Below are 24,272 nucleotides of genomic sequence, written 5' to 3'. Positions count from 1 at the left end.
TTACTGGCTGTTGGTAGTCTCCAGAAGATGCTGCCGATGCTGTTCTTTCAGATGCACAATATAGCTTTCTGCCTTTTGCAAAGCAGCAATAACTTTTGCTTCAATCTCTACATTTGTCAGAAAGTCGGGATACAGAGCAAAGCATTGTTCGAGACGGAAAATAAAGCTATCAGAGGCACTGTTGATTTCACTGAACATTCCTTCGGCATCGGCGACATGATCAACCGTTGCCATCTTTTCTCCTAGCTCACGAATGGTCTGGAGTTCGGTGCTGCGCTTTCCCGATGAAATAAAAGGTCGATTCTCCGAGAGTGGATCAGCCGTTTGGATCTTCGATGTGGCAGCACTAGAGAAATTGCGTTCGGTGACCTTGGAAAGCAATTCTAAATTTTCATAGGTGTCTGCACTATCGTCTGGTTTACCGTTCAGCTTTCCCTCTCGCCACGTTGATACCACGGTAGGCAATGCTTCCGTGGGAGTTCCACGGATAATGGTAGCCTCTCGCTGAGATAGCTTAAGTTTTCCGGATAAGATTTCTTCCTGAATGCCGGGGCAGTATTTTTCCATCAGCTCAACGGTTTTCATGAACTGCTCGGCACGAATTACGAAAGAAGGGCTTACATTGTTTTCTTTGGCGATTCGTTCGGTCGTGTTTTCTACCGATGGCAAATTGTCAATTTGACAGTTTGCCACCTGCGTGTACTGATTGCCATGGTTTCCCCCACGAGTGGATTTTTCAGAGTGATACTGCTTTCCAATCAGAAACTTTTTCTGCTCGGGTGTCAGATTCCGACGACTCAGCTGATGTTTGCAGATCCATGCCAGAACATCTTCACGGGTTTCGCAGGTGCAGGAAATCGAACGGGTGGTATAAGGAATTTCCGGGTGATGCTGGAGAATCTTATAGCGATTATGACCATCAACAAGAATGTTGCCCCAGACGATCAGGGGAGACAGGACTTCGCCCTCTGAAAGGATGTTTTCTTCCAGTTGCTGAAATTCTTCATCGGTCAATGCAGGAATCTGAGATTGAAATTCGGAATCAATGATAAATTCAAACTTGTTTTTCTTCATAGGCAAAATCTCCTTTCAAAAATTTATTGGTAGTTCAGCCGTTATCCCCGCATGGATCTCCTGCCCCCTTCCGGCGGCGTCTTCCGGCTCGCTCTTGTGAGATCATCGCCGGGTATTCCATGCGGACGGTCATTTGGTTCTCAAGGTTCAATGATAGATTTGAAACTAGGCTAACACATTCATGGGAGATTTTTTAGGACACATTATGTCTGGTTTTTACGAAAGTTGATTTGAATTTCTGCTAAAAATCGGACATTCAATGCCTGAACTGGTGTGAAAGCAATGAAGAATGTGCTTCTGTGGGCTTAGTGTATCACATCGTAAATTTTGTTTTTAGGAACTGGTAGTTCCGGTTTTTAAGGGATATGAAATGAATTTCAAGGCAAAATCGGAACTACTGGTTCTGGTTTTTCGTATCAACGTGATTTCAAATTTTGGGTGCCGTTCTCTCTGCACGGACTTCCTACCCCCTTCCAGCGGCGTTTTCCGGCTCTCCCTTGCGGGGTCATGGCCGGGTATCCCATGCAGACGGTCATTCGGTTCTCAAGGTTCGATGAAGGCTTGTAGAAAGCCTATCACAATCAAATAAGTATTTTTAGGACGTATCAGGTCCGGTTTTGAGGGAGAAAACCGGACTTGGGAGGTCCGGTTCTTGTGAACGGCTCTGGATAGAGCATACCATAAAATTGCTCGATTTTTTAGGAAGTGATACTTCCGCTTTTTGCCTTCAAAACCGGAAGTAATAGTTCCGGTTTTGTGCAATATTGAATGAATCAACGACGATTTTTCGGAAACGATTTTTTCTACAAGAAATTTGCTTATTCAGCGTCTGTTAAGATACGCAGTCGGCACAGTTTATGTGCTGAATATCGGGTTTTGGCGAAGCCCAACAATCGTTTTTGAAGTCGGATTTGAAAAATCTGATTCAAAACTTGTGAGTTGGCACCAACTCGCCCTGCTTGCTGCGGTTGCAAATTCGAAAATTTTTGTGCAGAAAAATAACCGCCCGCTTCAAGTTGAACTTGAAAACGGACGGTCTCGATTGCAAAATAATTTTCAAATTTGGAAGTCGCGTTGAGAGGCTTCATAGTGCTCGCAAGCAATGTGTCTGTCTATACAAACACCATTTGCGTTGCAAAATGCTTGTTGGGAACACCCAAACCCTTGAACTGCATCCCGTGGATGCAGGCTGCTTTAAGCAAATAAAAAGGGAAAACTGTTTTACTTCTTGCGGAATTCTCCATACAGCCACTCTGCCAATGCTGACATGATAGCCTTGTACTTGCTGGTATCTTCAAACAGGGAAGAGAAGGTGTCCTGCGCTTCAAGATAGCTGTCCTGTGCGGCGGTGTCAAAGGCTTTGGGGAAGATGCTCTCGGTAAAGATCTGCGGGTCGGAGCTGCGCGCCAGCTTTGCCAGCTTCGGGTCGGCCAGCAGACGGTCATGCAGGGCAGTAAGCAGCACCCGGTCGGCATTGGTGAACTCGCCCTTGAACTTCTCGTTGATCTTCAAAATGATCTCGTCCAGCGGCTCCTTGGGGTCGTGGCCGAGAGCGCCTTTCTGGGTGACTGGCTCGTAGACGCCCTTGGCGTGTTCCAGCTCGATGGCACCGGCAAAGGTCTTTTGCAGCTTGTAATACTCCAACTGTAATTTGCCCTCTAAGTCCAGCGGAGAGACCTCGTCCGGCGGCAGCAGTTTGAGCAGGTAAGCGCAGAATACGTTCTCCTTGTGCAGCTCTTCATCAAACATCCGCGCCACCTGTGAAACGTAGCCGTACCACTTGACAAGGCTGCGCAGCAGGCGGCGGAACTGGTACCGCTCGGCCTGTGTCTTCTGGTTGTAGCGGTCTGCCACCGGCTTCAAGACGCTGCTCATGCGGCCCACGGCGTTTTTATCCTGCTTGGTGCTGCGGAAATACTCCTTGGCAAAGGCTTCCACGTCTGCATCGGAATAGACCGCAAAGCTCCGCAGTTCCTTCTGGGTTTTGTAAATGAGGTCGGTGTTGACCTCCTGCTCCAGAAACGTCTCCTGATAAAAGGGCTGGAATGCCTCCCGGATGTCCTCCGCCTTGTTCACAAAATCCAGCACAAAGGTGTCAATTTTACCGGGACAGGTACGGTTCAGACGGGAGAGAGTCTGCACCGCCTTGACGCCCTTCAGCTTTTTGTCCACGATCATGGTATGGAGCAGCGGTTCGTCAAAACCGGTCTGGTATTTTTCTGCCACGATGAGCACATTGAAGTTGTTGTGGAACTCCTTTTTGGTCTGGCTCTCTGTAATGTGGCTGCCGTCGGCGCGGACGTTCAGGGACTGCTCCGTGTACTCCACGCCGCCGTCCGGTACGGCACCGGAAAACGCCGCTAAGATCTGCACATCGTCATAGCCCTGCTCCGCAATGTAGCGCTTGACCTCGTGAAAGTACCGCACCGCCGCCAGCCGGGAGGAGGTGACCACCATCATCTTGCCCCGCCCGCCGATCTTGTGGCTGGTGGTCTCCCGGAAGGTCTCTACAATGATCTTTGCCTTCTGGCTGATGTTGTAGGGGTGCAGCTCTTCATACTTGCGGATGAGCTTTGCCGCCCGGCTGGCAGGCAGGTCGGGGTTGTCCGGGATGGTCTTGGCGATCTTAAAGCAGGTGGAATAGGTCATGTAGTTTTGCAGCACATCCAGAATGAACCCTTCCTCAATGGCCTGCCGCATACTGTAAATGTGGAAAGGGTGGTGGCTGCCGTCCGGGTACTCGGTGCCGAACAGCTCCAGCGTGGCGGCTTTTGGGGTGGCGGTAAAGGCAAAGAAGGACAGGTTCTTGTGCCGCCCGTGGGAGGTCAACTCCTTCACCAGAGCATCCTCCGGGTCGATCTCGTCCTCCGCTTTGCCTTCCAGCTCGGCATATTCCCGCAGCGCGTCCTCAGTGTCGGCAAGGGCGGCTTTCAGCTTTAAAGCAGAGGTGCCGGTCTGGGAGGAGTGCGCTTCGTCGATGATAACGGCATAGTTCTTCCCGGCAGTCTTGTTTACCTCAGTATAGATGACCGGGAACTTTTGCAGCGTGGTGATGATGATGCGTGCGCCGTTGTTGATGGCATCCCGCAGGTCGCCGGAGTTTTTGTCCTCGCCGATGGCCTCCACCGCACCCAGCGTATGGTCGAAGCCGGAGATGGTCTCCTGCAGCTGTGCGTCCAGCACGGTGCGGTCAGTCACCACGATGACACTGGCAAACACCGGCTTGTTCTCGGTGTTGAACAGGGAAGCCAGCCGGTACGCCGTCCAAGCAATGGAGTTGGACTTGCCCGACCCGGCGCTGTGCTGGATGAGATAGTGCTGCCCGGCACCTTTCTGCCGCACATCTGCCACCAGCTTACGCACCACGTCCAGCTGATGGTACCGGGGAAAGATCAGGGTCTTGCCGTCCTGCAGGCTCATGAACTTTTGCAGGATGTCCATCATGCTGTCCTTCTGGAACACTTCTTCCCAGAGGTAGGCGGTAAGGTAGCCGCTGGGGTTGGGCGGGTTGCCTGCGCCGCCGTCCCGTCCGGCACCGTTAGAGCCCTGATTGAAGGGAAGAAAGCGGGTGTCCTTGCCTGCCAGCCGGGTGGCCATCCACACCTCGGTCAGGTCTACGCAAAAGTAGCCCAGAATGCGCTTGTTGAACTGGAAACACACCTCCCGCGGGTCCCGGTCGTGCATCCACTGCTGCTTGGCGTTCTCCACGGTCTGCCCGGTGAACTGGTTCTTTAGCTCAAAGGCGAACACCGGGATGCCGTTTACCGCCAGCACCATGTCCACCGAGTTGTGGGTGGTGTCAGAGTAGAACCACTGCCGGCTGCAGGTGATCTCGTTTTGAGCGTAGCGCTGGGCGTCCTTCTGGTTCAGCGCGGATTCCGGCTGAAAATAGCACACCCGGAACCGCCGTCCCCGGTGCTTGAACCCATACCGCAGCACCGAAAGCAGTCCGTCCGCATCGCAGGCATTGTTAAAGGCAGTGCAGAATTTTCGCACCGGGTTTACCGGGTTCTGCTTTTCAAAAAATGCCCACTCGTTGGGCTGGGTCTTTTGCACAAAGCGGATCAGGGTATCCACAAACAGCCCCAGCTTGGGGTCGTAGCAATCCCCGTTGCGGGTGTAGCCCCCGGCAGGGGAGAGCAGCGCCGCCGCAATGTCCGATTCAAACTGCTTTTCGGTGGTGTTGAGGGGCATGGTTAGACCTCCTTTTGAACTTCTTCAAAATCGATAACAAGTTCATTTCTACATTTTAATTTGTAAATGTGCTTTGTGGAATTGATATCGGTGACATACATTAAAGCATCGGACAAATTTGCACCTGTTTTAATATTGATAACTATTGTGCAAACTAAACCTTTTGAAATGAATTGTTTTTCGTATCCATGGGGATGATAATGAATACCATCAATGCAAAATTCATTTATTACAAATTCGATTTTTTCAGAATTAACAACATTTGCAACGAGATGAGATTGGTTGTCATCATAAATATCACCAGAGACGAAAGAAAATACATGTTCTTGAGCATTAGAAAAACGACCATGGTCATACATTCCGAAAATTGAGAAGAAGGGCCTTGCATTCGCGGAGATTTCAGCTTTTCGGACATTGCGCTCATGGGATAGGGTGATATAAACGCCTACCAGTGCTACTAGACCACCAATAAGCGCAGAAGTCAACGGAACAATTACGTCTGTAACCCAATTTATTGTTGTAGCGGAAGCTACAATAGCGTTTACATCAGGACTGTTCATTTTTTACCTCCTTTATAATTGTCCATTGCAGAAAAATATAACGCACGAATAACATCAATCCATTTGTTTAGAGTTTCACAAGTTGATAGACCATCCATATATGTGAACACAGTAAGAAAAATGTTGGTTGCCCATGCTAATGATATGGCAGAATGCTCCGCAGGAATAGAAATGCCAAAATTTGATTGTCCTACAGGAACACAGTTGGAATTATCCGCGTTAGACAAACGCCCCATTGTTCCTTGAGGCGTAGGATGAATGATAGAGCAGGCAAGCTTATATTGTGGTTTCCATTTTTCATTAACATGACATTGTGATTGGAGCGCAGCAAAAGTTTTTATTGTGATTTCTTTCCCAGATGGATCTTTTGCACCTTTTGTCCACTCATACTTTTGCTTGTCGGACTTAGAAGCCTCGATATATTGTTTTGCAATCTGTTCACCCTGTTCAGAAATAAAAGTAGCCGTGCAACACAATTCAAACATTGAGCGCCAACGAGCATAGGCTCCATCTGCGAAACCATTTTCCATAAGACAGAGAACCTCAGCAAACTGTTGGCAAACGCGTCCATGAATGTGTTGAAGAGCCAAAAATGTGAATTGTTTTGATTCGCGGGTATCAATCGGAATATTATCTGTTACATAATGACAGAAAGCTTCCGCACCCTCAACAGCAATTATATACATAACACGAGAGGCTTCAAAACATTCCCCCCAGATTGAATGGTGATGCTGAAGAAAGCGGTTCTTTTCAATGTCAGCATCTTCGATAATTTCATGAAGATGTGATTTGTAAAAGGAAACATTGTCGGAAGAAGCCCGCTCAAGAAGTTTTTCAACGATAGAAGATATTTTATCATCATTGAGGATTTTAGAAATGTCTGAAATGGATTTTCCTTCTTTTTGCAATTCGTCCGCACGATTTGATAGTGTTTCCATTAAAATATTGCCCAAAACATCCTGGAATTTATTTTCTTCCATTTTACACCTCCCGTTTCCCTGTTACAACCTCATAAATCAAACTTTTCTTATAGCTTTCCAGTTCTTTTACCAGCTGCTCCTTCTTTGCAATCAGCCTATCAATTTCGGCGCACTTGGCGTCAAGGTAGGCAGCAATTTCTTTTTGCTCTTCAAGTGGTGGCAACAAAACAGGCATGGATTTAAGAAGGCTCTGCCCAAGACTAGCCCGTGTTACAAGATTCATTTCCTTAACAAGATAAAACCGTAAGTGAGAGCTTCTAAAATAATACTTTGCATACGGTGTATGCAATTTGTCTGAAAATGGACGTACTCGGATGAGAAAACCAGCAAACGTGGCATTGGGAATATCCTTTTCACAAACACAAGAAAATCCAACTTCTTCGATTGTTTCGGAAGTCCGGGTAAAGAAAATGTCTCCCTCCTTTACAGAGTATCGCTCTTGTTCTTCTGGAGTGGACTCGACTAATCCAGATACGGAAAAAGGCAGAGAGTAATTTTTATAAACATCACTATAACTTACAAATGGTGTTCCTTTACCGAAAAATTCACTGGCCTTACTAATACCGTTTTGAGCATCACCGATATTGCGGAGTTTACAAAGAACCCATTCGTCAGGAATTTGTCCGATGTAATCAACTTTACTATCCTTCATCTCCCGCTCACCACGCACGCCTTTGGTCACAGCCTGCGTAATAACTGCCTGCTTGAGCTTTTTGTATTCCTCGATGCTGGAACGAGTTTTGTCGAGGATGGTATCAAGTGAAGCACAACCATTATCAAGGTAATCTGCGATTTTTGCCTGTTCCTCTAGCGGTGGAATAGGAAAATAACAAGCAACAATTTCAGATGCAACAACACTAGGAATAGCAGTGTGAGTGATATAAGGAGCCCAGTTAAAGGCTAAAAATTGATAATAACTGAATTTTTCAAGTAGGCGATTACTGTAAGTGAGAAAATACATGGTGTCTACTGCCCATAGTTGTCCTTCAACATACAAGGGCTTGCCGAGAGTTCCTTTTCGCCCAAAAAGAACAGCTTTTCCACTGTATTGTGCACGATTGGTGTATTTAAAAACTCCACCAGAGCCATATACTCCAACGGCAGAAGAATCGGTACTATCGACTTCAACGTCAATCTCACGACCATTGTGAACTTCAGCAAAGCGTTTGAGTTGTACAACCTCCCACCCCTCTGGAATCTCCCCGATCCATTCAATGCCGCTATCTTTCATTTTCCGTGCCATGGTCAGTCCTCCTTATGGAACAGCTCTGCCAGCCCGGCGGAGATATCCTGTTCCAGTGCGGTGATGCGCGCCACGATATCCTCCACGGCTTCCGGCGCCTGATACTCGTAGAAATAGCGGGTCATGGGGATCTCGTAGCCCACCTTGGTCTTGCTGTGGTCGATCCATGCGTCGGGGGCGTAGGGCAGAACTTCCCGGGCAAAGTAGGCGTCGATATCCTGCACCAGCGGTACGTTTTCGGTGTCCCGCAGGCTGGTGTCCGGCACAGGTTTGCCGCGCTTCAGGATAACGTTGCCCGCCTCGTCCCGCTGGGGGCGCTCCACCACGATCTTGTTGTAGCCGAACTCCACGCTCTCGAACACCTTGCTCTCGCAGTAGATGCCGTTTTTGTCGCCGTACACCTTGCCGTTGGCAGATTCGCCGTAGGCGGTGACGATCAGCTCCCGGCAGGCATCGGTGATGTCGTTGCGCTTGGTGCCGATGCTCTTGCGGCGTGGCTCAAAGCAGTGGCTGGCGTCAATAAGCTGTACCTTGCCTGCACGGTGGGCGGGCTTATCCTTGCTGAGCACCCAGATGTAGGTGGAGATGCCGGTGTTCATGAACATATCGGTGGAAAGCTGGATGATGCAGTCCAGCCAGTCGTTTTCCAGAATATACTGCCGGATGTTGCTGGGCCCGCTGCCGGCATCGCCGCTGAACAGGGGAGAGCCGTTCTGGATAATGGCCATTTTGCCCTTGTTTGCCAGCTTGGCAAGGCCGTTCAGCACAAAAAGCTGCTGACCATCGCTGATCTTGGGCAGACCGGGCGCAAAACGCCCCATCTCGCCCCGGGCGGCTTCGGCTTCCACCGCCTTCTGCTCCCGCTTCCAGTCGATGCCGAAGGGCGGGTTGGAGATGATGTACTGGAAGGTGAATCCGGGAAACTGATCCTCCGACAAAGTATCACCGAACCGCATATTGTTGGGGTCGCCGCCGCGGATCATCATATCCGCCTTGGCGATGGCAAAGGTGGAGGGGTTGAACTCCTGCCCGAAGCAGGTCACCTCAATGTCGCTGTTCAGCTCGTGGATGCGCTCCTCCATGCAGCTCAGCATCTGGCTGGTGCCCATGGCCATATCGTAAACGGTCATGCTGCTGGTATCGAGGTCGGCTTCGGACAGCAGCAGGTCGGTCATCAGGTAGATGATATCCCGGCTGGTGAAGTGCGCTCCGGCTTCCTCGCCAAAGCTTTCGGAGAACCGCCGCACCAGGTCCTCAAAGATATAGCCGCAGTCCACGGCGCTGATCTTGTCCGGGCCAAGATATCCCTTCTCGGAGCCAAACTCCTTGATAACGAGGTAGAGGGTGTTGCTCTCTACCATCCGCTTGATGATGTTGTCAAAGTCGAACTTTGCCAGCACATCCTGTGCGTTGGCAGAGAAACCGGACAGGTAATCCCGGAAGTTGGACTCAATGTTGTCCGGGTCAGCCAGCAGGGTCTCGAAGGTGAACCGGCTGGTGTTATAGAACTGGTAGCCGGAGGCCTTCTGCAAAAAGCCGTCGATGACCTGCAGCTTTTTCACCTTCTCGTAGGTGTCCAGCACTGCCTGATGGGTGGGCAGCAGACAGTCGTGGAACCGCTTCACCACGGTCATGGGCAGAATGACCAGACCGTACTCGTGGGGCTTGAACGGCCCCCGCAGCATATCGGCTACATTCCAGATCATGGCGGCTTTTTCGGCAATGTTGGCACCTACGGCGGTGATCTTATCGTTTGGCATACGTTGCTCCTTGTTTTTTGTGATAGGTGGACATCCTGATTTTACAACGATGGGTGTCCTATAAATCGGATAGCAGGATGCTTTTCCTCAAAAATGATTCTTGCATCTATTGTACCACGGATTTTGTAGAATGACTATATTTTGCCAAAAAGAAATGCCCGCCTGAAAATCAGACGGGCATCGATCATAGAAGGATTTAATCTTCACATAGAAGATCGTTGTTGTGCATGAAGGTGATAAAGTTGAGGATGATTTTGGCGTTTCTCTCTACAATGTCAGATTCGGTAAAATCTGTGGCATTCGCAGCGAGGTCAGTAAGCTCCTTGATTTTTGTACCCTCTTTTTTCTGCTTCCGGTTGTTTTCAAAACCGGTATAGTACTTGACCTTATCGCTGAAGCGATAATCAGAAGCGCGGATATTGATGCGCTTTTCCAACAACACCTTGTTGCCAAGGCTTTCAACATTTCTCGGATTGGAAAGCGAGTGCTCCTTTTCCTGGCGGTTGCGTGCGTAGATGTGCTCGATCTCAAGTACACTTTCAAGGGACAAGAGCTCCTGGGAGGAGTTCTGGAATGCCCACCATGTCAGCATGGCCTTTGTGATCGCGCGGTTGTTGCTGAAGGTATAGTTGTCAAAAGCGTTCTGCAATTTCTGAGTATCAAACAAATAGTCAGAAAACCGAACAGGTTGCCCGGTTACAATGTTGATCATTTCTGCAAAAATGGGAGTGCGCAGTGCATTTACGCCCGGATTTGTAACGGCATATGCCCAGATGAATGCGGTGATTTTGTTAAGAAAGCTATAGAAACGATCGTCGTTCAGTAGACCATCAGAATCCCGATTGGCCATGTAATAGACCGAAACAAAATAGGTCCACATACCGTTGGGAGCGTAGTTCAGAACAAAGAGCCTGCGAAGAACTCGGTCAGAGAAGCGCTCAACATTTTGATTCTGCACATCATTCCAGAAATTTGCAAGATCGATCAGATTTTCAAAAGTCTGGTCATTTTTTAGCAAGCTGTAAGCATTCCGCTCATAGAATTTGCGCAGCGCCTCCGTTGTCGAGGATTTGATGCCTTGCTTTGCACGTTCATAGTACATATACCGTGTGAAAAGCTCATCCATCGGAGTGCCGGTAATAGGATGGAAAATAGAATCACACAGTACCTCGAGGTCCTTCCACTTTTGGATAAAGACTTCCCGCTCGCCTTTGGCAGAGTAATACTTGTAAAATTGCGCCTTGAAGATATCTGCATCAGACAGTGGCTTTCCGCGGTCATTCAATGTCGAGAAGATTCGCAAAGCGGTGTCCTGAGATTCTGCTTCAATCGGGAGCAAAATACAGTTGTTCATGATCCGAATCGGAAAGAAGGAAAACCAGTCTGGGTAAGTATTCAGAAAGTCTACGATCTTTTGCTGAAAAAAGCGATAGTTATTGGCGTAGCTGCTCTTTTCGCAATCAGACAAGGTTCCTGTTTTCAGGATATTCAGAAATTCGCCCTTTTCCTTGTCGGTGGCGACTTCTGAGTCGATTTTCAATGCTGACTTGTCCGGGTCACCAAACTCATCGGTTTTCCAGATGCACTGCTCAATGAACTTGCTGGTCTTTACAGCTTTATCGTTCTTCATGCTTCCATATTTTTCATAGAAAGCTCGAAGCAACAGCATCAATGTCGTAAGGCGCTGTTGTCCGTCAATAATCTCCATTTTACCGTCATCATTTTTAAATGTGACGATGGGGCCGAGAAAATACTCATCGCTGTCACTGTTGAATTTGTCGCAGTCATTATCAGGAAATGCAAATAAGAACAGGTCATCCCAAAGAGTCTGGCATTCCTTTTCTCCCCAGGCGTAAGGCCTTTGATAATCCGGAATGAGGAAATCAGCCTTCTTCTCACTGAAAAGTGCCCGCACGCTTTTTTGATCAATGTTTAATTTTGACATTCGATGCCTCCTGTTTAGCATCAGCAGGTTGCTTCAACTTATCAAATCATCTGAAAATGCCGCAACGCTTCCACGATCGCATCCTCTTTTTCTTTCGGACACTGAGGCTGCTTCACATTTTCGGACTTCGCCTTATGGTGGCTCTCTCGTACCTCCAGACCGCATTTCTGCTTGACCTGCGAGATATACAGGGAAGAAACCTTCAGCCCAGTCTGTTCCAACACACGGGCCTTGATTTCAGGATAGGTCGCACCCTTTTGCAATCCTGAAGTGTCCATGCCCTCCAAAGAGAACTCTACACGGACTTTTTTGGAGTCGATCTCACCCTTGGAAAGTGCAATGACACATTCGCAATGCTTCGTCCTTGGAAACAGATCCACAGGCTGCACTTTTTCTGCGTGATACCCATTTTGTTCCAACCATGCGGCGTCCCGGGCGGCGGTGGCGGGGTTGCAGCTGACGTAGACCACCCGGCGGGGGGCCATGCGTACCACGGCAGAAAGGGTGGCCTCGTCGCAGCCCTTGCGGGGCGGGTCCAGCATCACGACGTCCGGGTGCAGGCCCTCGGCGGCCAGCTGTGCGGCCGCCTGCCCGGCATCGGCGCAGAAGAAGCGGCTCTTGGCGGAAACCGCTGTACCCATGCGGGCGGCATTGGCCTTGGCGCTTTCGATGGCTTCGGGTACGATCTCTACGCCCACCAGCTCACGGCAGTGGTCTGCCATGGAAAGGCCGATGGTGCCCATGCCGCAGTAGAGATCCAGCAAAAGGTCATCCGGTGTCAGCTGGGCGTATTCGGCAGCGATGCCGTAGAGCTGCTCAGCGGCAAGCGTGTTTACCTGATAAAACGAAAGCGGGCCAAGCTGCACCGGGACGCCGCAGAGGGTGTCTTCAATATACCCCTGTCCATACAGGGTGTGAGTCTCGGAACCAAGGATGACATTGGTGTTTTTTGCGTTGACATTCAGCAGGATGGTGACAATGTCCGGAAACGCCTCCTTCAGCCGGGTGCACAGCTTTTCGGCTGAAGGAAGCTTGGCACGAGTGCATACCAGACAAACCATGATCTGTCCGCTGTGTGCACCGCGGCGCAGGAAAATATGCCGTACAAGGCCCTTGCCGGTCTCCTCATTGTAGGGGTGGATGCCTTTTTCTGCAAAGAATGCGCACAGTGTGTTGCCGATCTCATTCAGTACGCCGGGCTGCAGGCGGCAGTCCGGACAGGGAACGATACGGTGGGTACGCCCGGCATAAAAACCAATGCAGGGGTGGCCGGCTTTGTCTGTTCCGACCGGAAACTGGACTTTGTTGCGGTATCGGTCGATCTCCGGGGAGCCTACGATGGGAAGGACCGGAACATCCAGCCCGCCGATGCGTGCAAAGGCGTCTGCAACATTCTCCTGCTTGGCGCGGAGCTCGGCGGCATAGTCCAGATGCCGCAGGCTGCAGCCGCCGCAGGGACCGGCCACAGCACAGTCCACCGGGATGCGATCGGGCGAGGGTGTGAGCACCTCGTCCAGAATGCCGAAAGCGTAGCGCTTGCAGTCCTTGACGATGCGTACCCGGGCTTCATCGCCGGGCGCTGCACCGGGAATGAACACGGTCTCACCCTCCGGGCTGTGGGCGACACCGCTGCCATCGCTGGACAGGCGCTCCACCTGCAGAGTGAGAACTTGATTTTTCTGTAAGGGCATGAAGGGTCTCCTTTACTGGTGGTCGGTGCCGTCGGCAGGGGCATCTGCCTGTGCCGCAAAATACTTGCTGGGCGGCACGCCCTTGGCACGCTTGAATACCCGCGAAAAATAGAACTGGTCGAAGAAGCCTACCGAAACAGCGACCTCCGCAATGGACAGATTGCCTGCACGCAGCAGCTTGCAGGCTTCGTTGATACGGTACTCGGTAAGGTAATCGATGGGGCTCTTGCCTACATTCAACATGAACACACGATAAAGGTGGCTGCGGGATACGCCTACACTTTTTGCCACATCGTCGATGGAGATATCGTGAGAATAATTGAATTGGATATACTTGATTGCATTGAGCACATACTGGCTGGAAGAAGAAGCCGTGTGAGGCTTGCCGACGCTGGTCTCCTTCATCAGGGAAGCAATGAACAGGTACAGATATCCCACCATGGCGGCTTCGTCCTGAGGCTGCAGCCCACGGGAGGAATAAATGTTGGCCAGTGCGGTACGCATTCCCTCCGGATCCTGTGTGTGATGCACAGGCGAGTCATCGGTAAAAGGCAGCTGTGCAGTCAGTTTATGGGCACATGCGCCATTAAAACCGACCCAGCTGTACTCCCACGGCTGCTGCTCATCGGCTGTGTAACGGATGAGCTGGCTGGGCCGTGCAAAGAACAGATCTCCCGGGCTCACTTCCCAGGTGCGGCCGCCCACCTCGAATACACCCTTGCCGGAAAGCACCAGATGGATCAGGTAATGATCCCGGATGCCGGGGCCCCAGGTCTGCCCCGGAGCACAGCGTTCGATACCGCAGTTGAAAATGGACAGCTCAATATTGTTGGTATAATTTTGCTTGAAGGATTGCTTGTATACGTCCGCCATAGCCGCGTTTCCTCCACTTTGTCATATTGCAGGCAGCTTTCTGCCCGACATTGAGATAAGTATACCACACATCTGCCTGCAAGTTCAACAAAAGTACATCTTATTCTTTGAGCTGGACGCCAAAATTCGTGCTTTTTCTGCGATGGAAATTGAAAAAAGGGGCTGGATGCATTACAATAGGCATAACAAACCCGTCTATCTCAAGACAGCATTCTGAGGGAGGGATCGTCATGGCGACCAGCACACAGCTTCGGCAGCGGATCGCGGCAGGGGAGTGGGACCCAAAGCTCCGGGCATTGTACGGAAATACGGAACAGGAGCTTTGCCGCCAGCGTGCGCGGTACTGCGCCGCACTGGAACAGTTTGAGCTGTATTTCGGCCCGGGCAGGCAGGTGCAGGTCTATTCAGCACCGGGCCGTGCAGAACTGGGCGGCAACCATACCGACCACCAGCACGGTTACGGCCTTGCGGCGGCGGTGACACTGGACCTTGTGGCGGTCGCAGCCCGCAATACGGATGGCTATGTCCGGGTAAAGTCCCGTGGGTTCAACAAATTGGATGTCATTGATCTGACTGTAGCAGGCCCGCAGGAAGGGGAGGAGACCCACTCCGCCAGTCTGATCCGCGGCATTGCGGAGGGGTTCCGGACCGTTGGAAAAAAGGTGGGCGGCTTTGATGCCTATACTGCCAGCGATGTGCTGCGCGGGTCCGGACTTTCCAGCTCTGCGGCCTTTGAAATGGGAATGGCGGTCATCTGGAACGGGGAGTACGATTGCGGCCTTGCCCCTACGGAGCTGGCGAAGATCTGCCAGTACGCAGAAAACACCTACTTTGGCAAGCCGAGCGGACTTTTGGATCAGCTGACCAGTGCGGTGGGCGGCATCATCTTTGCAGACTTTGCAGATCCGGCATCGCCGCAGATCGAAAAGATCCATACGGACGGCCTGCTGCCGCCGGGTATGAGCCTGTGCGTTACGGATACGCGCGGCAGTCACAGTGAACTGACAAGCGAGTTTGCAGCCATCCGGAAAGAGATGGAGCAGGTGGCCGGGACGTTGGGCAAAAAGGTTCTGGGACAGGTGACGGAAAGCGAATTCTGGGCGGCGCTGCCTGAGCTGCGCAGAAAATGCGGCGACAGGGCTGTGCTGCGGGCCATTCACTATTTTGAAGAAAATACCCGTACGCTTGCACAGCGGGACGCGCTGCAGGCGGGAAAGTTTGCAGCTTTTGCTGCGCTGGTTCTAGAAAGTGGCCGGGCCTCTTTTGCGTTGTGTCAGAATGTCTATTGCAGCACGGATGTGCGGCATCAGGGGCTCTCCGTGGCGCTGGCGCTGAGCCAGTGCATCCTGCAGGGCAGCGGTGCCTGGCGGATGCAGGGCGGCGGCTTTGCAGGAACCATTCAGGCCTATGTGCCCAAGGAACTGCTGGAACGCTATCATAGCGAGATCGAGCGGGCGTTCGGTGCAGGCAGCTGCTATGTGCTTCGCCTGCGGGAACAAGGTGCTGTGCGGGTAGGCTGAAACAGCAAAAAGAAAAGCATCTGCGGTGTGATATATACCGCAGATGCTTTTTATGTGTAAGAATGAGAAACGGATAAAATCAGCAGCCAGACATAAAGCCGTTGGTCGGATGCTGTGCCTGCTGTTTTCGTTGCTGCTGATCCGAGAGATACTCCACCATTTCCTTTTCCTCACGGGAAAAATGGAACAGGTCGGAGATCGTGTCATAAGCACCGACCACAAAATTGAAGCCGGTCTTTACCACATTGAACAGCAGAAGAGGAACAAAGGTGAAGGAAAACGAGATCAACCCGCCGCCAAAGAAGAAATCATCCAGACGCAGATTGCTGAAGAAAAGATCCAGCGCATCGCCCAACGGTCCGCCGCCGGAAATGGAATACAGTTCCTCTTCCGGGACAGAGGCGTAAGAATGAGGCATCTGAAGGTTTTTCATGGATGAAGCTCCTTTCCGACAAATAGATCTGCTACCTCAGGGTCAAACGCAGGAATCAGGCGGCTGCCGTATCAGAAGCCTGTCCGTTGTTGAAAACAGGCATGGGGTTCACAAGGTCGTTGTAGATGTTCTTGACCGTACGGATAATGCTTACGACCTGACCGTATGCATAATAACCTGCCAGAGTACCAATACCAAACAGAGCAAGCTTGCTCCAGCCGTTCAGCTTATCCCAGGTGTGGTAGAAGGTGCCAGCCGGGGACAGGCCATTGTTGGCTCCGCTGACAATGGTGTTTTTGATGTAACTGAGGGAATAGCTGCCGCCCAGAAGGAGCGCATTGACAAGAGCGCTTTGGCAGAAGATGACAAACTGATCAGTATTGAAGGTGATGTCGTAGCCAAACACACTGCCAAGAAGAATCTCCTTACCGCCGTCCAGATAGGTCATTTCTTCTTCGGAAATAACGGCGTAGGAAGCCGGTAAAAGCATGGTGGTCTGATAGAGATGGTCCATGATGGGAAAACTCCTTTCCATAGTGGAATCTGCATAAAGGCAGATAATATACTATCTGAATTGTAGCATAACTGTGTCAAAATAACAAGAGCAGAGCTGCGTAAAATCATGATACATTTGTGAACAAATTGTTACAAGCAAGCGGCAAAATGACGAACGTCAGTGTAAAACCGTGCGGCGTGACCCAATTCCGGTTCCGAAAAAATGTTCCGGTGCAATAATAAAAAGCATCCGCACGGATCCGTGCAGATGCTTTGAAGAGAATGCAAAATTTTACGCAACCCGCTCATACAGCACGGTCAGACCGGCAATGTGAGCAGAAAGGCCTTCCGGCAGGGGGGTGGAGAGCCGCCACTGCCAGTTGGTACCCTGCGTGCTGGGGGTGTTGATGCGAGCCTCGCTGCCCAGATGCAGCCAGTCTGCCAGCGGGATGATGGCCATGTCCGAAACACTGGCAAGGCAGGCGCAGATCATGGCTTCGGTCAGTTCCTCGGGCTTGCAGCGCAGATAGCGGCAGGCATAGGCAACGTCCTCTGCACTGGCGTTGATGCGCCAGCCTTCTGTCGTCACATTATCGTGCGTGCCGGTGTACACCACGCTGTTGCGGTGGTAGGTGTGGGGCAGATAGTTGCCGGACTCGCGGCTGTCGAAGGCAAACTGCATGATCTTCATGCCCGGGTAGCCACTGGCAGAAAGCATGGTCTTGACCTCCGGGGTCAGGTAGCCAAGATCCTCGGCAATGATGCTGCCATCGCCCAGCGCTTCGTGCATGGCATGGATGAAGTCCCGGTCGGGGCCCTTTTCCCAATGGCCGTTCGCCGCCGTTTTGTCCCCGGCGGGGATGCAGTAGTAGCTCTCAAAGCCCCGGAAATGGTCGATGCGCACCACATCATAAATGGAGGTGGCGTACTTCATGCGCTGCTTCCACCATGCAAAGCCGGTGGCCTTGTGAACGGGCCAATCATACAGCGGGTTGCCCCACAGCTGTCCGTCTGCCGCAAATGCGTCCGGAGGGCATCCGGCCACCTGCGTCAGGTGCATGGTGCCGTCGGTCTGGAACAGCTCCGGGTGGGTCCACAGGTCGCTGGAATCCGGGCTGACATAGATGGGGATATCGCCCACCAGCCGGATGCCCTTTGCGTTTGCATAGGCCTTGAGGGCGCTCCACTGGGTGTAGAAGAAGAACTGCACAGCCTTGTAGTAGTCGATACTCCCGGCAAGCTCTGCCTTGGCTGCGGCAATGGCTTCCGGCTCGCGGCAGCGCAGCGCGTTTGGCCAGTCGGCAAGGCCCGCCTGCCCCTGCGCGGCCTTCACCGCCATGAACAGGGCATAATCCTCCAGCCAGAAGCTGTGTTCGCGGCAGAAGGCTTCATAAGCGGGGGAAGGGGAGGCCAGCAGACGATCCGCTGCTTTTTTCAGGACAACGGGCCGCTCGTTGTAGAGCGCACCATAATCGATGGGTCCGACGGGCCTTTCCGCAGGAATCTCGTCAGCGGTCAGCCAGCCGTCAGAAGCCAGCAGGCGGTAATCAATGAAATAAGGGTTGCCGGCAAAGGCAGAAAAGCTCTGGTAGGGGCTGTCGCCGTAGCCGGTGGGGCCGATGGGCAGGATCTGCCAGAAGGCCTGCTTCGCCTCGGCCAGAAAATCCACGAATGCAAAGGCCTCTTTTCCCAGCGTACCGATGCCAAAGGGGCCCGGCAGGCTGAAAACAGGCATCAAAATGCCGCTTGTACGCATTGTGCGCACCTCCTTAGCCCTTCACGGCACCTGCCACAACGCCTTCGATGATGTACTTCTGGCAGGTCATGTACAGGATGATGATGGGGATGATGGCAATGATGATGCAGGCCATCATGGGAGCCAGCTCCACACGGCCGTAGCCGCCGCGGAAATACTGGATGGCCATGGGGATGGTACGATACTTCTTGATGTCCAGCACCAGCGTGGGCAGCAGGTAGTCGTTCCACACCCACATGGTCTCGAGGATGGCGGTGGAGATCATGGTGGGCTTGAGGATGGGGAATACGACCTTAAAGAAGATCTGGATGGGGTTGCAGCCATCGATCATGGCAGCTTCCTCAATCTCCATGGGCACGCTCTTCATAAAGCCGGTGAACATGAACACGGCCAGACCGGCACCGAAGCCCAGATAGATGATGCAGATGTTCCAGGGGGTGTTCAGATTGAGCTGGTCAGCAGTCTTGGACAGGGTGAACATGACCATCTGGAAGGGAACGACCATGGAGAACACGATCAGCAGGTTCATGAACTTGCTCAGCTTGTTGTTCACGCGGGTGAGGTACCAACCGGTCATGGAGCAGCACAGCAGGATCAGCGCCACACTGGTAACGGTGATGACAAGGCTGTAGCCAAGGCTGGAAAGGAAACCCATTTTGGTGACGCCGTAAACGTAGTTGCTCAGACCCGCAAAGGTCTCTGCGGTAGGCAGCTTGAACACGGTGGAGGTGGTAAAGGTACCCTCGACCTTCAAGCTGTTCAGCAGGATCAGCACGATGGGGTAGATCCACAGCAGACTCAGCAGAGACATGATGACGGTGAGGACGTTATCCCACATTTTTTTCTGTTTAGGCATTACTGCTGCACCTCCTTGGAACGGGTAAAGTGGAGCTGGATCAGAGAAATGACCACAACGATCAGGAAGAACACCACAGCCTTTGCCTGACCGATGCCCTTCCACTGGGCACCGGAACGGCCATAGAAGGTGTTGTAGATGTTCAGGGCCAGCATTTCACTGGCGTTGGCGGGTTCGCCTGCGGTCAGGGCAACGTTCTGGTCGAACAGCTTGAAGCTGTTGGTCAGGGTCAGGAAGGTGCAGATGGTCACGCTGGGCATGACCATGGGAATCTTGATCTTGAACAGGATCTCGCGGTCGTTGGCACCGTCGATCTTAGCGGCCTCGATCAGGTCACCGGGCACGCTCTGCAGGCCGGCAACGTAAATGATCATCATGTAGCCGATCTGCTGCCAGCACATCAGAATGACCAGACCGATGAAACCGGCCTTGGCATCCAGCGCCAGCAGGGGCTTCTGCAGGTTTGCCAGCACACCGTTGAGCAGGATCTGCCAGATGTAGCCCAGCAGGATGCCGCCGATCAGGTTGGGCATGAAGTAGACGGTACGGAAGATGTTGGTGCCGCGGATGCCGCGGGTGAGCGCCAGCGCAATGGCAAAGGCGCAGACGTTGATGAGCACGGTGGATACTACAGTGAACGCCGCAGTAAAGCCGAACGCGTGCAGGAAGGTGGCATCCTGAAATACGCTGATGTAGTTCTGAATGCCCACAAAGGTGGTCTTGCTCACAGTGGTGAACCGCTGGAACGAAAGGTAAATACCCCAGATAAAGGGCCAGATGAAGCCGATGATGAACGCGATGAGGGTAGGCAGCACGAACACCGGCCAGTATTTACTGATGGCTTTTTGCATGATGTACCTCCTATATGCGGAGTGGTTAACAAAAAAGGGGAGGCGGAGCGAACTTCTTCGCCCGCCTCCCGATTCAGTTCTGTTTCAGTGAATCTGTCCAGGGGGTTAGCCGTTTGCCAGCTTGTACTCCTTAGCCCAGCCATCGACGAAGGCGGTCACAACGCCGTCCCAGTCGCCGGTGCCTGCTGCGTAAGCGGTCAGAGCGGAACCAACGCCGTTCTTCCACTCCTCAGAAGGCATGGTGGAGAAGCACCAGTCAACACTGGTCTTGCCCGCGGCAACGTAATCGTTTGCAATGGCGATCAGAGGATTGGTGGAGTCCTTGGCAGCCTTGAAGGGGATGACGAAGCCCATGTCGTCGGCCATTGCGCTGGTACCGGTCTCGGAGGTGACACACCAGTACAGGAAGTCCAGAGTAGCCTGAATGTCGGCATCAGAAGAGGTGTTGTTCACGCACCAGAAGTTCTCGGAACCGGTGCACAGGCCCTGATTCTCCTCGCCATCCACGCCGATGTAGATGGGCAGCATGCCCAGATTGTCGTCACCCAGATCCTTCACATCGCTGTAAGCCCAGGTGCCGTTCTGGTAGAACACAGCCTTCTTGCCCACGAACTCAGCCACAGCATCGTTGCCGGTCTTGGAAGCCAGCAGGGTGGGGTCACAGGTGGAATCGGTGATGTACAGATCCCAGATCTGCTTGTAGTTGTCCAGATAGGTGCCCTTGATGGCGTCGGTAGAGCTGATGCCGTCTGCCTTGTACTCGTAGTAGATGGGCAGGTTTGCCAGATGGGTCTTGAAGCGCCAGTCAGAAGAACCGTCCATGCCGGCAGAGGTGAAAGCACCGTCCACGCCCAGCTCAGCCTTGCGTGCCTGAATATCGTCAGCGACCTTCTTCAGATCGGCAAAGCCCTTGATATCGTCCTGCGTGTAGCCGGCGGCGCTCAGCAGTTCCTTGTTGTAAATGATGCCGTAGGTCTCGATGACGTATGCGATGCTGGTAACAGCGTCGCCATCCTTCAGTGCGAAGGAATCGCTGGTCAGCTCACCGTACAGCTGGCTGCCGGACAGATCATAGCAGTAATCCTTCCAGTTTGCCAGACCCACGGGGCCGTTCACCTGGAACAGGGTGGGAGCTTCGCTCTTTTCCATCTCGCTCATCAGGGTGGTCTCGTACTGGCCGGAAGCAGCGGTGACGACGGTCACAGGCACGCCGGTCTCCTTGGTGTACTCAGCAGCCAGATCCTGCCAGGCCTGATCCTGCTCGGGCTTGAAGTTCAGGTAGTAGACCTTGCCGTCAGCCTTTGCAGCGGTGCTGGAAGCAGCGGCAGAACCGGCAGCAGAGGAAGCGGTGCTGTTGGAAGAGCCGCCGCAGGCAGCCAGACCCAGAGCAGCGGCGGAAACACCAGCGGCCTTCAGGAAGTTACGACGAGTGATCATTTTCTTCATAATAAGTTCTCCTTCTTATTAAAAATAAACTATTTTAAAATCTCCGTCCCCTGACGGAGGGAGTACAAGGTTTAGATGGCCTTCACGCTCTCACCCTGCTGCAGCTCCGGCTGCAAGGTGATGGTCTGGGCCGGTGCACCGTGCTCGATCTGCCGCACCAGCAGCTCAATGCTCTGCAGCGAGATCTGTTCGCTGGGCTGCACGATGGTGGTCAGCACGGGCACGCAGTAACGGGACATCGTGATGCCGTCAAAGCCGATCACCGAGACATCCTCCGGCACCCGCAGCCCGGCGCTTACCAGCGCACGGATGGCACCTAAAGCGATTACATCGCTCATGGCGAACAGGGCGGTGAAGTCGGCCCGGCGGGCCAGAAGGCTGTTCACAGCATGATAGGCAGACTCAAAATCGTAGTTGGACAAGCCGTACAGCTTGTCGCTGAACAGGATGCCTGCGTCCCGCATCGCCTGCTGTGCACCCTCGCGGCGCATCACGCTGGGATAGCTGGTGACAGGACCGCCCAGCACTGCGATCTTGCGGTGTCCCTGCTGGATGAGGTAGTCCACAGCAGCGTAGGCTGCGGCGCGGTCATCCACGCCCACCATGGAAAGATTGGGAAAGTCCAGCTCGTCGGAGACCAGTGTGGTCAGCACCGAGGGGACTGTGATGTTGGCAAAGCCTTTTTTGAAGTTGGCTACGCTGCCGCCCAGAAAGATCATGCCTTTGGGCTTGATCTCCCGCAGAATCTTTTCGGCGGCATCGATCTCGTTGGCGTTTTCATCCAGATAGGAAACGATGCCATTGTAGCCGTACAGGGTAGCGGCCCGCTGCAGCTGGACTAAGAAGTCCGAGAAGAAGAGATTGCGGGTACCCTTGACCACGAACACCAGACTGCGGGACTGCTGGATCTTCAGCTGTCGTGCATTGGTGTTGGGCACGAACCCGGCCTCCCGCATTACCGTAAGCACATGTTCCTTGGTCTCGGGCCGGACGTCGGGCCGGTCGTTGATGACACGAGAAATGGTGCTCACCGAGCAGCCGCTGATCCGGGCAATGTCCTTGATGGTCAGATTCGGCATTTTGTCGGAGTACCTCACTTTCGGTAATATATTCGGGAACGTTGTCGGGAACGTTTTCAGTGGCTATAGTATGGCATAATTTGTATAAAAAATCAATAACCCCAAAGTGTTTTCGTGAAAATTGCATAACATATGGAACTGCTTTTGTGCAGATTGGATTGCGTGCAAATCAAAACATGCCAATAGTTCCGCAAATTCCCGGTACAAATCAGAAACAACCGGTAAAACCGTACCGATTTGTAACTTTTCGACATAGAGCAGTGGTTTTATAAAAGGGGAAAGGAAATAAAAAAACAATGCCCGGCAGATAACACAGCCTGCCGGGCATTGCATGGTTTTGAAATGGTTTATCCGCTTTTTCAAAAATACGGGTGCTGATAGGGTTCGGGCTCCGGGCCGCAGTACAGGCCGAACGCGTCGCAGATCCAGTAGCTGCCGTCCTCCATGGGCACGCGGCACCACTGGTGGCTGTACTGGTTCTCGTTCACATGCTCATAGGGGATGCCCAGAATGTCCAGACACAGAGCGGTGGCCCGGGCACACCCGGCACAGGATGCTGTGCGCAGTACAAAATAACCGTAGGGGTCGTTGTAGTGGTTGGCTTCCATGGAGTAAGCCATGGAACCATCATCCACCACCGCACGCAGGGCAGAGGCAATGCCGTAAAGCTGGTCTTCCCGGCTCATGAGCGCCAGCGGTGTGACCACCTTCAGCGCTTCCTGATATGCCTGCGCAAACTCCTCATCGGTGCATTTGCGCTTGAGGGACTTGTAGTGGGTCAGCTTGTTGATGGCCACCGGCGACCAGACGGAAGAAAACTGTGCTTCGGTCAAAGAAAGCTCGTCATCACCGGCAATGCCGTCCGCAGAAGGCTTGCGGCCTTCATCAATGCCGTGATCCAGATAATGACGCAGCAGCGCGCCTTCGTCATTGCCGCATACGGCCGCAACATCCGGATACTGTGCAGCGTAGTATGCTGCATCAAAGGTAGAAAGCGCAGCAGCGGAAAGACCGGTCTGTGCAGCCAGCAGCACACCGGCTGTCAGCGCCGCAAGTCTAAGATACCGTTTTTTCATGACAGAAAACCTCCTCAAAAAATAATAAAACAACCCCTGAACTCAGTATAGCACATCCGGGAAGAAAGGAAAAGACAAAAAAGCGCTCCCACCTTGTCATCGGTGAGAGCGCTTTGCTGATTGCTGATTATTTTGATTGGGTTGATTCTTTAAAGATTAGTCGCTGACGTAGGGCATCAGAGCAACGTGACGAGCACGCTTGATGGCGATGGTCAGTGCGCGCTGATGATAAGCGCAGGTGCCGGTCACACGGCGGGGAATGATCTTTGCACGCTCAGAGACGTACTTACGCAGACGGGGCACGTCCTTGTAATCGATGGTGTCGATGCGATCGACACAGAAGCTGCAAACCTTCTTGCGGCCGCGACGCATGGGGCGTGCGGGGCGAGAGCCTTCGGTTCTTTCAAAAGCCATTGCTTATTACCTCCTATTGAATTTTT

The 24,272-nt window shown here is 52.5% G+C and carries 19 protein-coding genes; 1 reads left to right on the top strand and 18 read right to left on the bottom strand.

The genetic code is table 11. The features are described from left to right. From MTP37_RS08200 to MTP37_RS08160, 9 genes are all read right to left on the bottom strand, one after another. Complete coding sequence (locus tag MTP37_RS08200) at window positions 1-1,074, bottom strand: ParB N-terminal domain-containing protein (protein WP_249236844.1); 1,074 nt, start codon at window positions 1,072-1,074, stop codon at window positions 1-3. A 1,221-nt stretch (window positions 1,075-2,295) separates the two neighbouring features. Continuing rightward, entirely contained in the window at window positions 2,296-5,268 is a 2,973-nt protein-coding gene (locus MTP37_RS08195; protein WP_249236843.1) for a type I restriction endonuclease subunit R, read from the bottom strand. Between the two features lie 2 nt (window positions 5,269-5,270). Continuing rightward, window positions 5,271-5,828, bottom strand: coding sequence for a hypothetical protein (locus MTP37_RS08190; RefSeq protein WP_249236842.1), 558 nt, complete (start codon window positions 5,826-5,828; stop codon window positions 5,271-5,273). Continuing rightward, window positions 5,825-6,808 (bottom strand): DUF5677 domain-containing protein, encoded by a 984-nt coding sequence (locus MTP37_RS08185; protein WP_249236841.1) that lies wholly within the window; start codon window positions 6,806-6,808, stop codon window positions 5,825-5,827. The genes MTP37_RS08190 and MTP37_RS08185 overlap by 4 nt, the downstream gene beginning before the upstream one ends. A 1-nt stretch (window position 6,809) precedes the next feature. Continuing rightward, the gene (locus tag MTP37_RS08180) at window positions 6,810-8,051 is read right to left on the bottom strand and encodes a restriction endonuclease subunit S (protein WP_249236840.1); all 1,242 of its coding nucleotides are present in this window, start codon (window positions 8,049-8,051) and stop codon (window positions 6,810-6,812) included. A gap of 2 nt (window positions 8,052-8,053) precedes the next feature. Continuing rightward, window positions 8,054-9,811: a type I restriction-modification system subunit M gene (locus tag MTP37_RS08175; protein ID WP_249236839.1), complete on the bottom strand. Its 1,758-nt coding sequence runs from the start codon at window positions 9,809-9,811 to the stop codon at window positions 8,054-8,056. A gap of 196 nt (window positions 9,812-10,007) precedes the next feature. After that, on the bottom strand, window positions 10,008-11,756 hold the full coding sequence (locus tag MTP37_RS08170; RefSeq protein ID WP_249236837.1) for a DUF262 domain-containing protein: 1,749 nt from the start codon (window positions 11,754-11,756) through the stop codon (window positions 10,008-10,010). 41 nt (window positions 11,757-11,797) lie between these two features. Further along, window positions 11,798-13,447: a 23S rRNA (uracil(1939)-C(5))-methyltransferase RlmD gene (gene rlmD / locus MTP37_RS08165; protein ID WP_249236836.1), complete on the bottom strand. Its 1,650-nt coding sequence runs from the start codon at window positions 13,445-13,447 to the stop codon at window positions 11,798-11,800. A gap of 12 nt (window positions 13,448-13,459) precedes the next feature. Beyond that, window positions 13,460-14,320: an AraC family transcriptional regulator gene (locus tag MTP37_RS08160; protein WP_249236835.1), complete on the bottom strand. Its 861-nt coding sequence runs from the start codon at window positions 14,318-14,320 to the stop codon at window positions 13,460-13,462. Between the two features lie 230 nt (window positions 14,321-14,550). On the opposite strand from MTP37_RS08160, the gene MTP37_RS08155 reads away from it, so the two are divergent. Continuing rightward, on the top strand, window positions 14,551-15,840 hold the full coding sequence (locus tag MTP37_RS08155) for a galactokinase (RefSeq protein ID WP_249236834.1): 1,290 nt from the start codon (window positions 14,551-14,553) through the stop codon (window positions 15,838-15,840). Window positions 15,841-15,919: 79 nt separating this feature from the next. Here the strand turns inward: MTP37_RS08155 and MTP37_RS08150 are convergent, their stop codons facing one another. The 9 genes from MTP37_RS08150 to rpsR form a co-directional block, all read right to left on the bottom strand. After that, a complete protein-coding gene (locus MTP37_RS08150) occupies window positions 15,920-16,273 on the bottom strand; it encodes a hypothetical protein (RefSeq protein ID WP_249236833.1) in 354 nt (117 codons plus the stop codon). Between the two features lie 55 nt (window positions 16,274-16,328). Continuing rightward, window positions 16,329-16,787: a hypothetical protein gene (locus tag MTP37_RS08145; protein WP_249236832.1), complete on the bottom strand. Its 459-nt coding sequence runs from the start codon at window positions 16,785-16,787 to the stop codon at window positions 16,329-16,331. A gap of 273 nt (window positions 16,788-17,060) precedes the next feature. Next, a complete protein-coding gene (gene malQ / locus MTP37_RS08140) occupies window positions 17,061-18,524 on the bottom strand; it encodes a 4-alpha-glucanotransferase (protein ID WP_249236831.1) in 1,464 nt (487 codons plus the stop codon). Between the two features lie 13 nt (window positions 18,525-18,537). After that, window positions 18,538-19,380, bottom strand: a complete 843-nt coding sequence (locus tag MTP37_RS08135; RefSeq protein ID WP_249236830.1) for a carbohydrate ABC transporter permease — start codon at window positions 19,378-19,380, stop codon at window positions 18,538-18,540. Next, the gene (locus MTP37_RS08130; protein ID WP_249236829.1) at window positions 19,380-20,231 is read right to left on the bottom strand and encodes a carbohydrate ABC transporter permease; all 852 of its coding nucleotides are present in this window, start codon (window positions 20,229-20,231) and stop codon (window positions 19,380-19,382) included. Before MTP37_RS08130 ends, MTP37_RS08135 begins: the two co-directional genes overlap by 1 nt. A gap of 105 nt (window positions 20,232-20,336) precedes the next feature. Continuing rightward, the gene (locus MTP37_RS08125) at window positions 20,337-21,677 is read right to left on the bottom strand and encodes an ABC transporter substrate-binding protein (RefSeq protein WP_249236828.1); all 1,341 of its coding nucleotides are present in this window, start codon (window positions 21,675-21,677) and stop codon (window positions 20,337-20,339) included. Between the two features lie 71 nt (window positions 21,678-21,748). Continuing rightward, complete coding sequence (locus MTP37_RS08120; RefSeq protein WP_249236826.1) at window positions 21,749-22,756, bottom strand: LacI family DNA-binding transcriptional regulator; 1,008 nt, start codon at window positions 22,754-22,756, stop codon at window positions 21,749-21,751. A 359-nt stretch (window positions 22,757-23,115) separates the two neighbouring features. Further along, complete coding sequence (locus MTP37_RS08115) at window positions 23,116-23,832, bottom strand: hypothetical protein (protein ID WP_249236824.1); 717 nt, start codon at window positions 23,830-23,832, stop codon at window positions 23,116-23,118. 156 nt (window positions 23,833-23,988) lie between these two features. After that, window positions 23,989-24,246, bottom strand: a complete 258-nt coding sequence (gene rpsR, locus MTP37_RS08110) for a 30S ribosomal protein S18 (protein ID WP_015538096.1) — start codon at window positions 24,244-24,246, stop codon at window positions 23,989-23,991. Window positions 24,247-24,272: the final 26 nt, after the last annotated feature.

Origin of the sequence: Faecalibacterium sp. HTF-F (assembly GCF_023347535.1) — a bacterium.
Lineage (GTDB): Bacteria > Bacillota > Clostridia > Oscillospirales > Ruminococcaceae > Faecalibacterium > Faecalibacterium wellingii.
The sequence above is the reverse complement of the archived record's forward strand: the minus strand, read 5'-3'. Positions and strand labels throughout refer to the sequence as shown.

Coding starts and splice junctions, on each gene's coding strand:
- MTP37_RS08200 (WP_249236844.1), bottom strand. CDS start 1,074: ATGAAGAAAAACAAGTTTGAATTTATCATTGATTCCGAATTTCAATCT.
- MTP37_RS08195 (WP_249236843.1), bottom strand. CDS start 5,268: ATGCCCCTCAACACCACCGAAAAGCAGTTTGAATCGGACATTGCGGCG.
- MTP37_RS08190 (WP_249236842.1), bottom strand. CDS start 5,828: ATGAACAGTCCTGATGTAAACGCTATTGTAGCTTCCGCTACAACAATA.
- MTP37_RS08185 (WP_249236841.1), bottom strand. CDS start 6,808: ATGGAAGAAAATAAATTCCAGGATGTTTTGGGCAATATTTTAATGGAA.
- MTP37_RS08180 (WP_249236840.1), bottom strand. CDS start 8,051: ATGGCACGGAAAATGAAAGATAGCGGCATTGAATGGATCGGGGAGATT.
- MTP37_RS08175 (WP_249236839.1), bottom strand. CDS start 9,811: ATGCCAAACGATAAGATCACCGCCGTAGGTGCCAACATTGCCGAAAAA.
- MTP37_RS08170 (WP_249236837.1), bottom strand. CDS start 11,756: ATGTCAAAATTAAACATTGATCAAAAAAGCGTGCGGGCACTTTTCAGT.
- rlmD (WP_249236836.1), bottom strand. CDS start 13,447: ATGCCCTTACAGAAAAATCAAGTTCTCACTCTGCAGGTGGAGCGCCTG.
- MTP37_RS08160 (WP_249236835.1), bottom strand. CDS start 14,320: ATGGCGGACGTATACAAGCAATCCTTCAAGCAAAATTATACCAACAAT.
- MTP37_RS08155 (WP_249236834.1), top strand. CDS start 14,551: ATGGCGACCAGCACACAGCTTCGGCAGCGGATCGCGGCAGGGGAGTGG.
- MTP37_RS08150 (WP_249236833.1), bottom strand. CDS start 16,273: ATGAAAAACCTTCAGATGCCTCATTCTTACGCCTCTGTCCCGGAAGAG.
- MTP37_RS08145 (WP_249236832.1), bottom strand. CDS start 16,787: ATGGACCATCTCTATCAGACCACCATGCTTTTACCGGCTTCCTACGCC.
- malQ (WP_249236831.1), bottom strand. CDS start 18,524: ATGCGTACAAGCGGCATTTTGATGCCTGTTTTCAGCCTGCCGGGCCCC.
- MTP37_RS08135 (WP_249236830.1), bottom strand. CDS start 19,380: ATGCCTAAACAGAAAAAAATGTGGGATAACGTCCTCACCGTCATCATG.
- MTP37_RS08130 (WP_249236829.1), bottom strand. CDS start 20,231: ATGCAAAAAGCCATCAGTAAATACTGGCCGGTGTTCGTGCTGCCTACC.
- MTP37_RS08125 (WP_249236828.1), bottom strand. CDS start 21,677: ATGAAGAAAATGATCACTCGTCGTAACTTCCTGAAGGCCGCTGGTGTT.
- MTP37_RS08120 (WP_249236826.1), bottom strand. CDS start 22,756: ATGCCGAATCTGACCATCAAGGACATTGCCCGGATCAGCGGCTGCTCG.
- MTP37_RS08115 (WP_249236824.1), bottom strand. CDS start 23,832: ATGAAAAAACGGTATCTTAGACTTGCGGCGCTGACAGCCGGTGTGCTG.
- rpsR (WP_015538096.1), bottom strand. CDS start 24,246: ATGGCTTTTGAAAGAACCGAAGGCTCTCGCCCCGCACGCCCCATGCGT.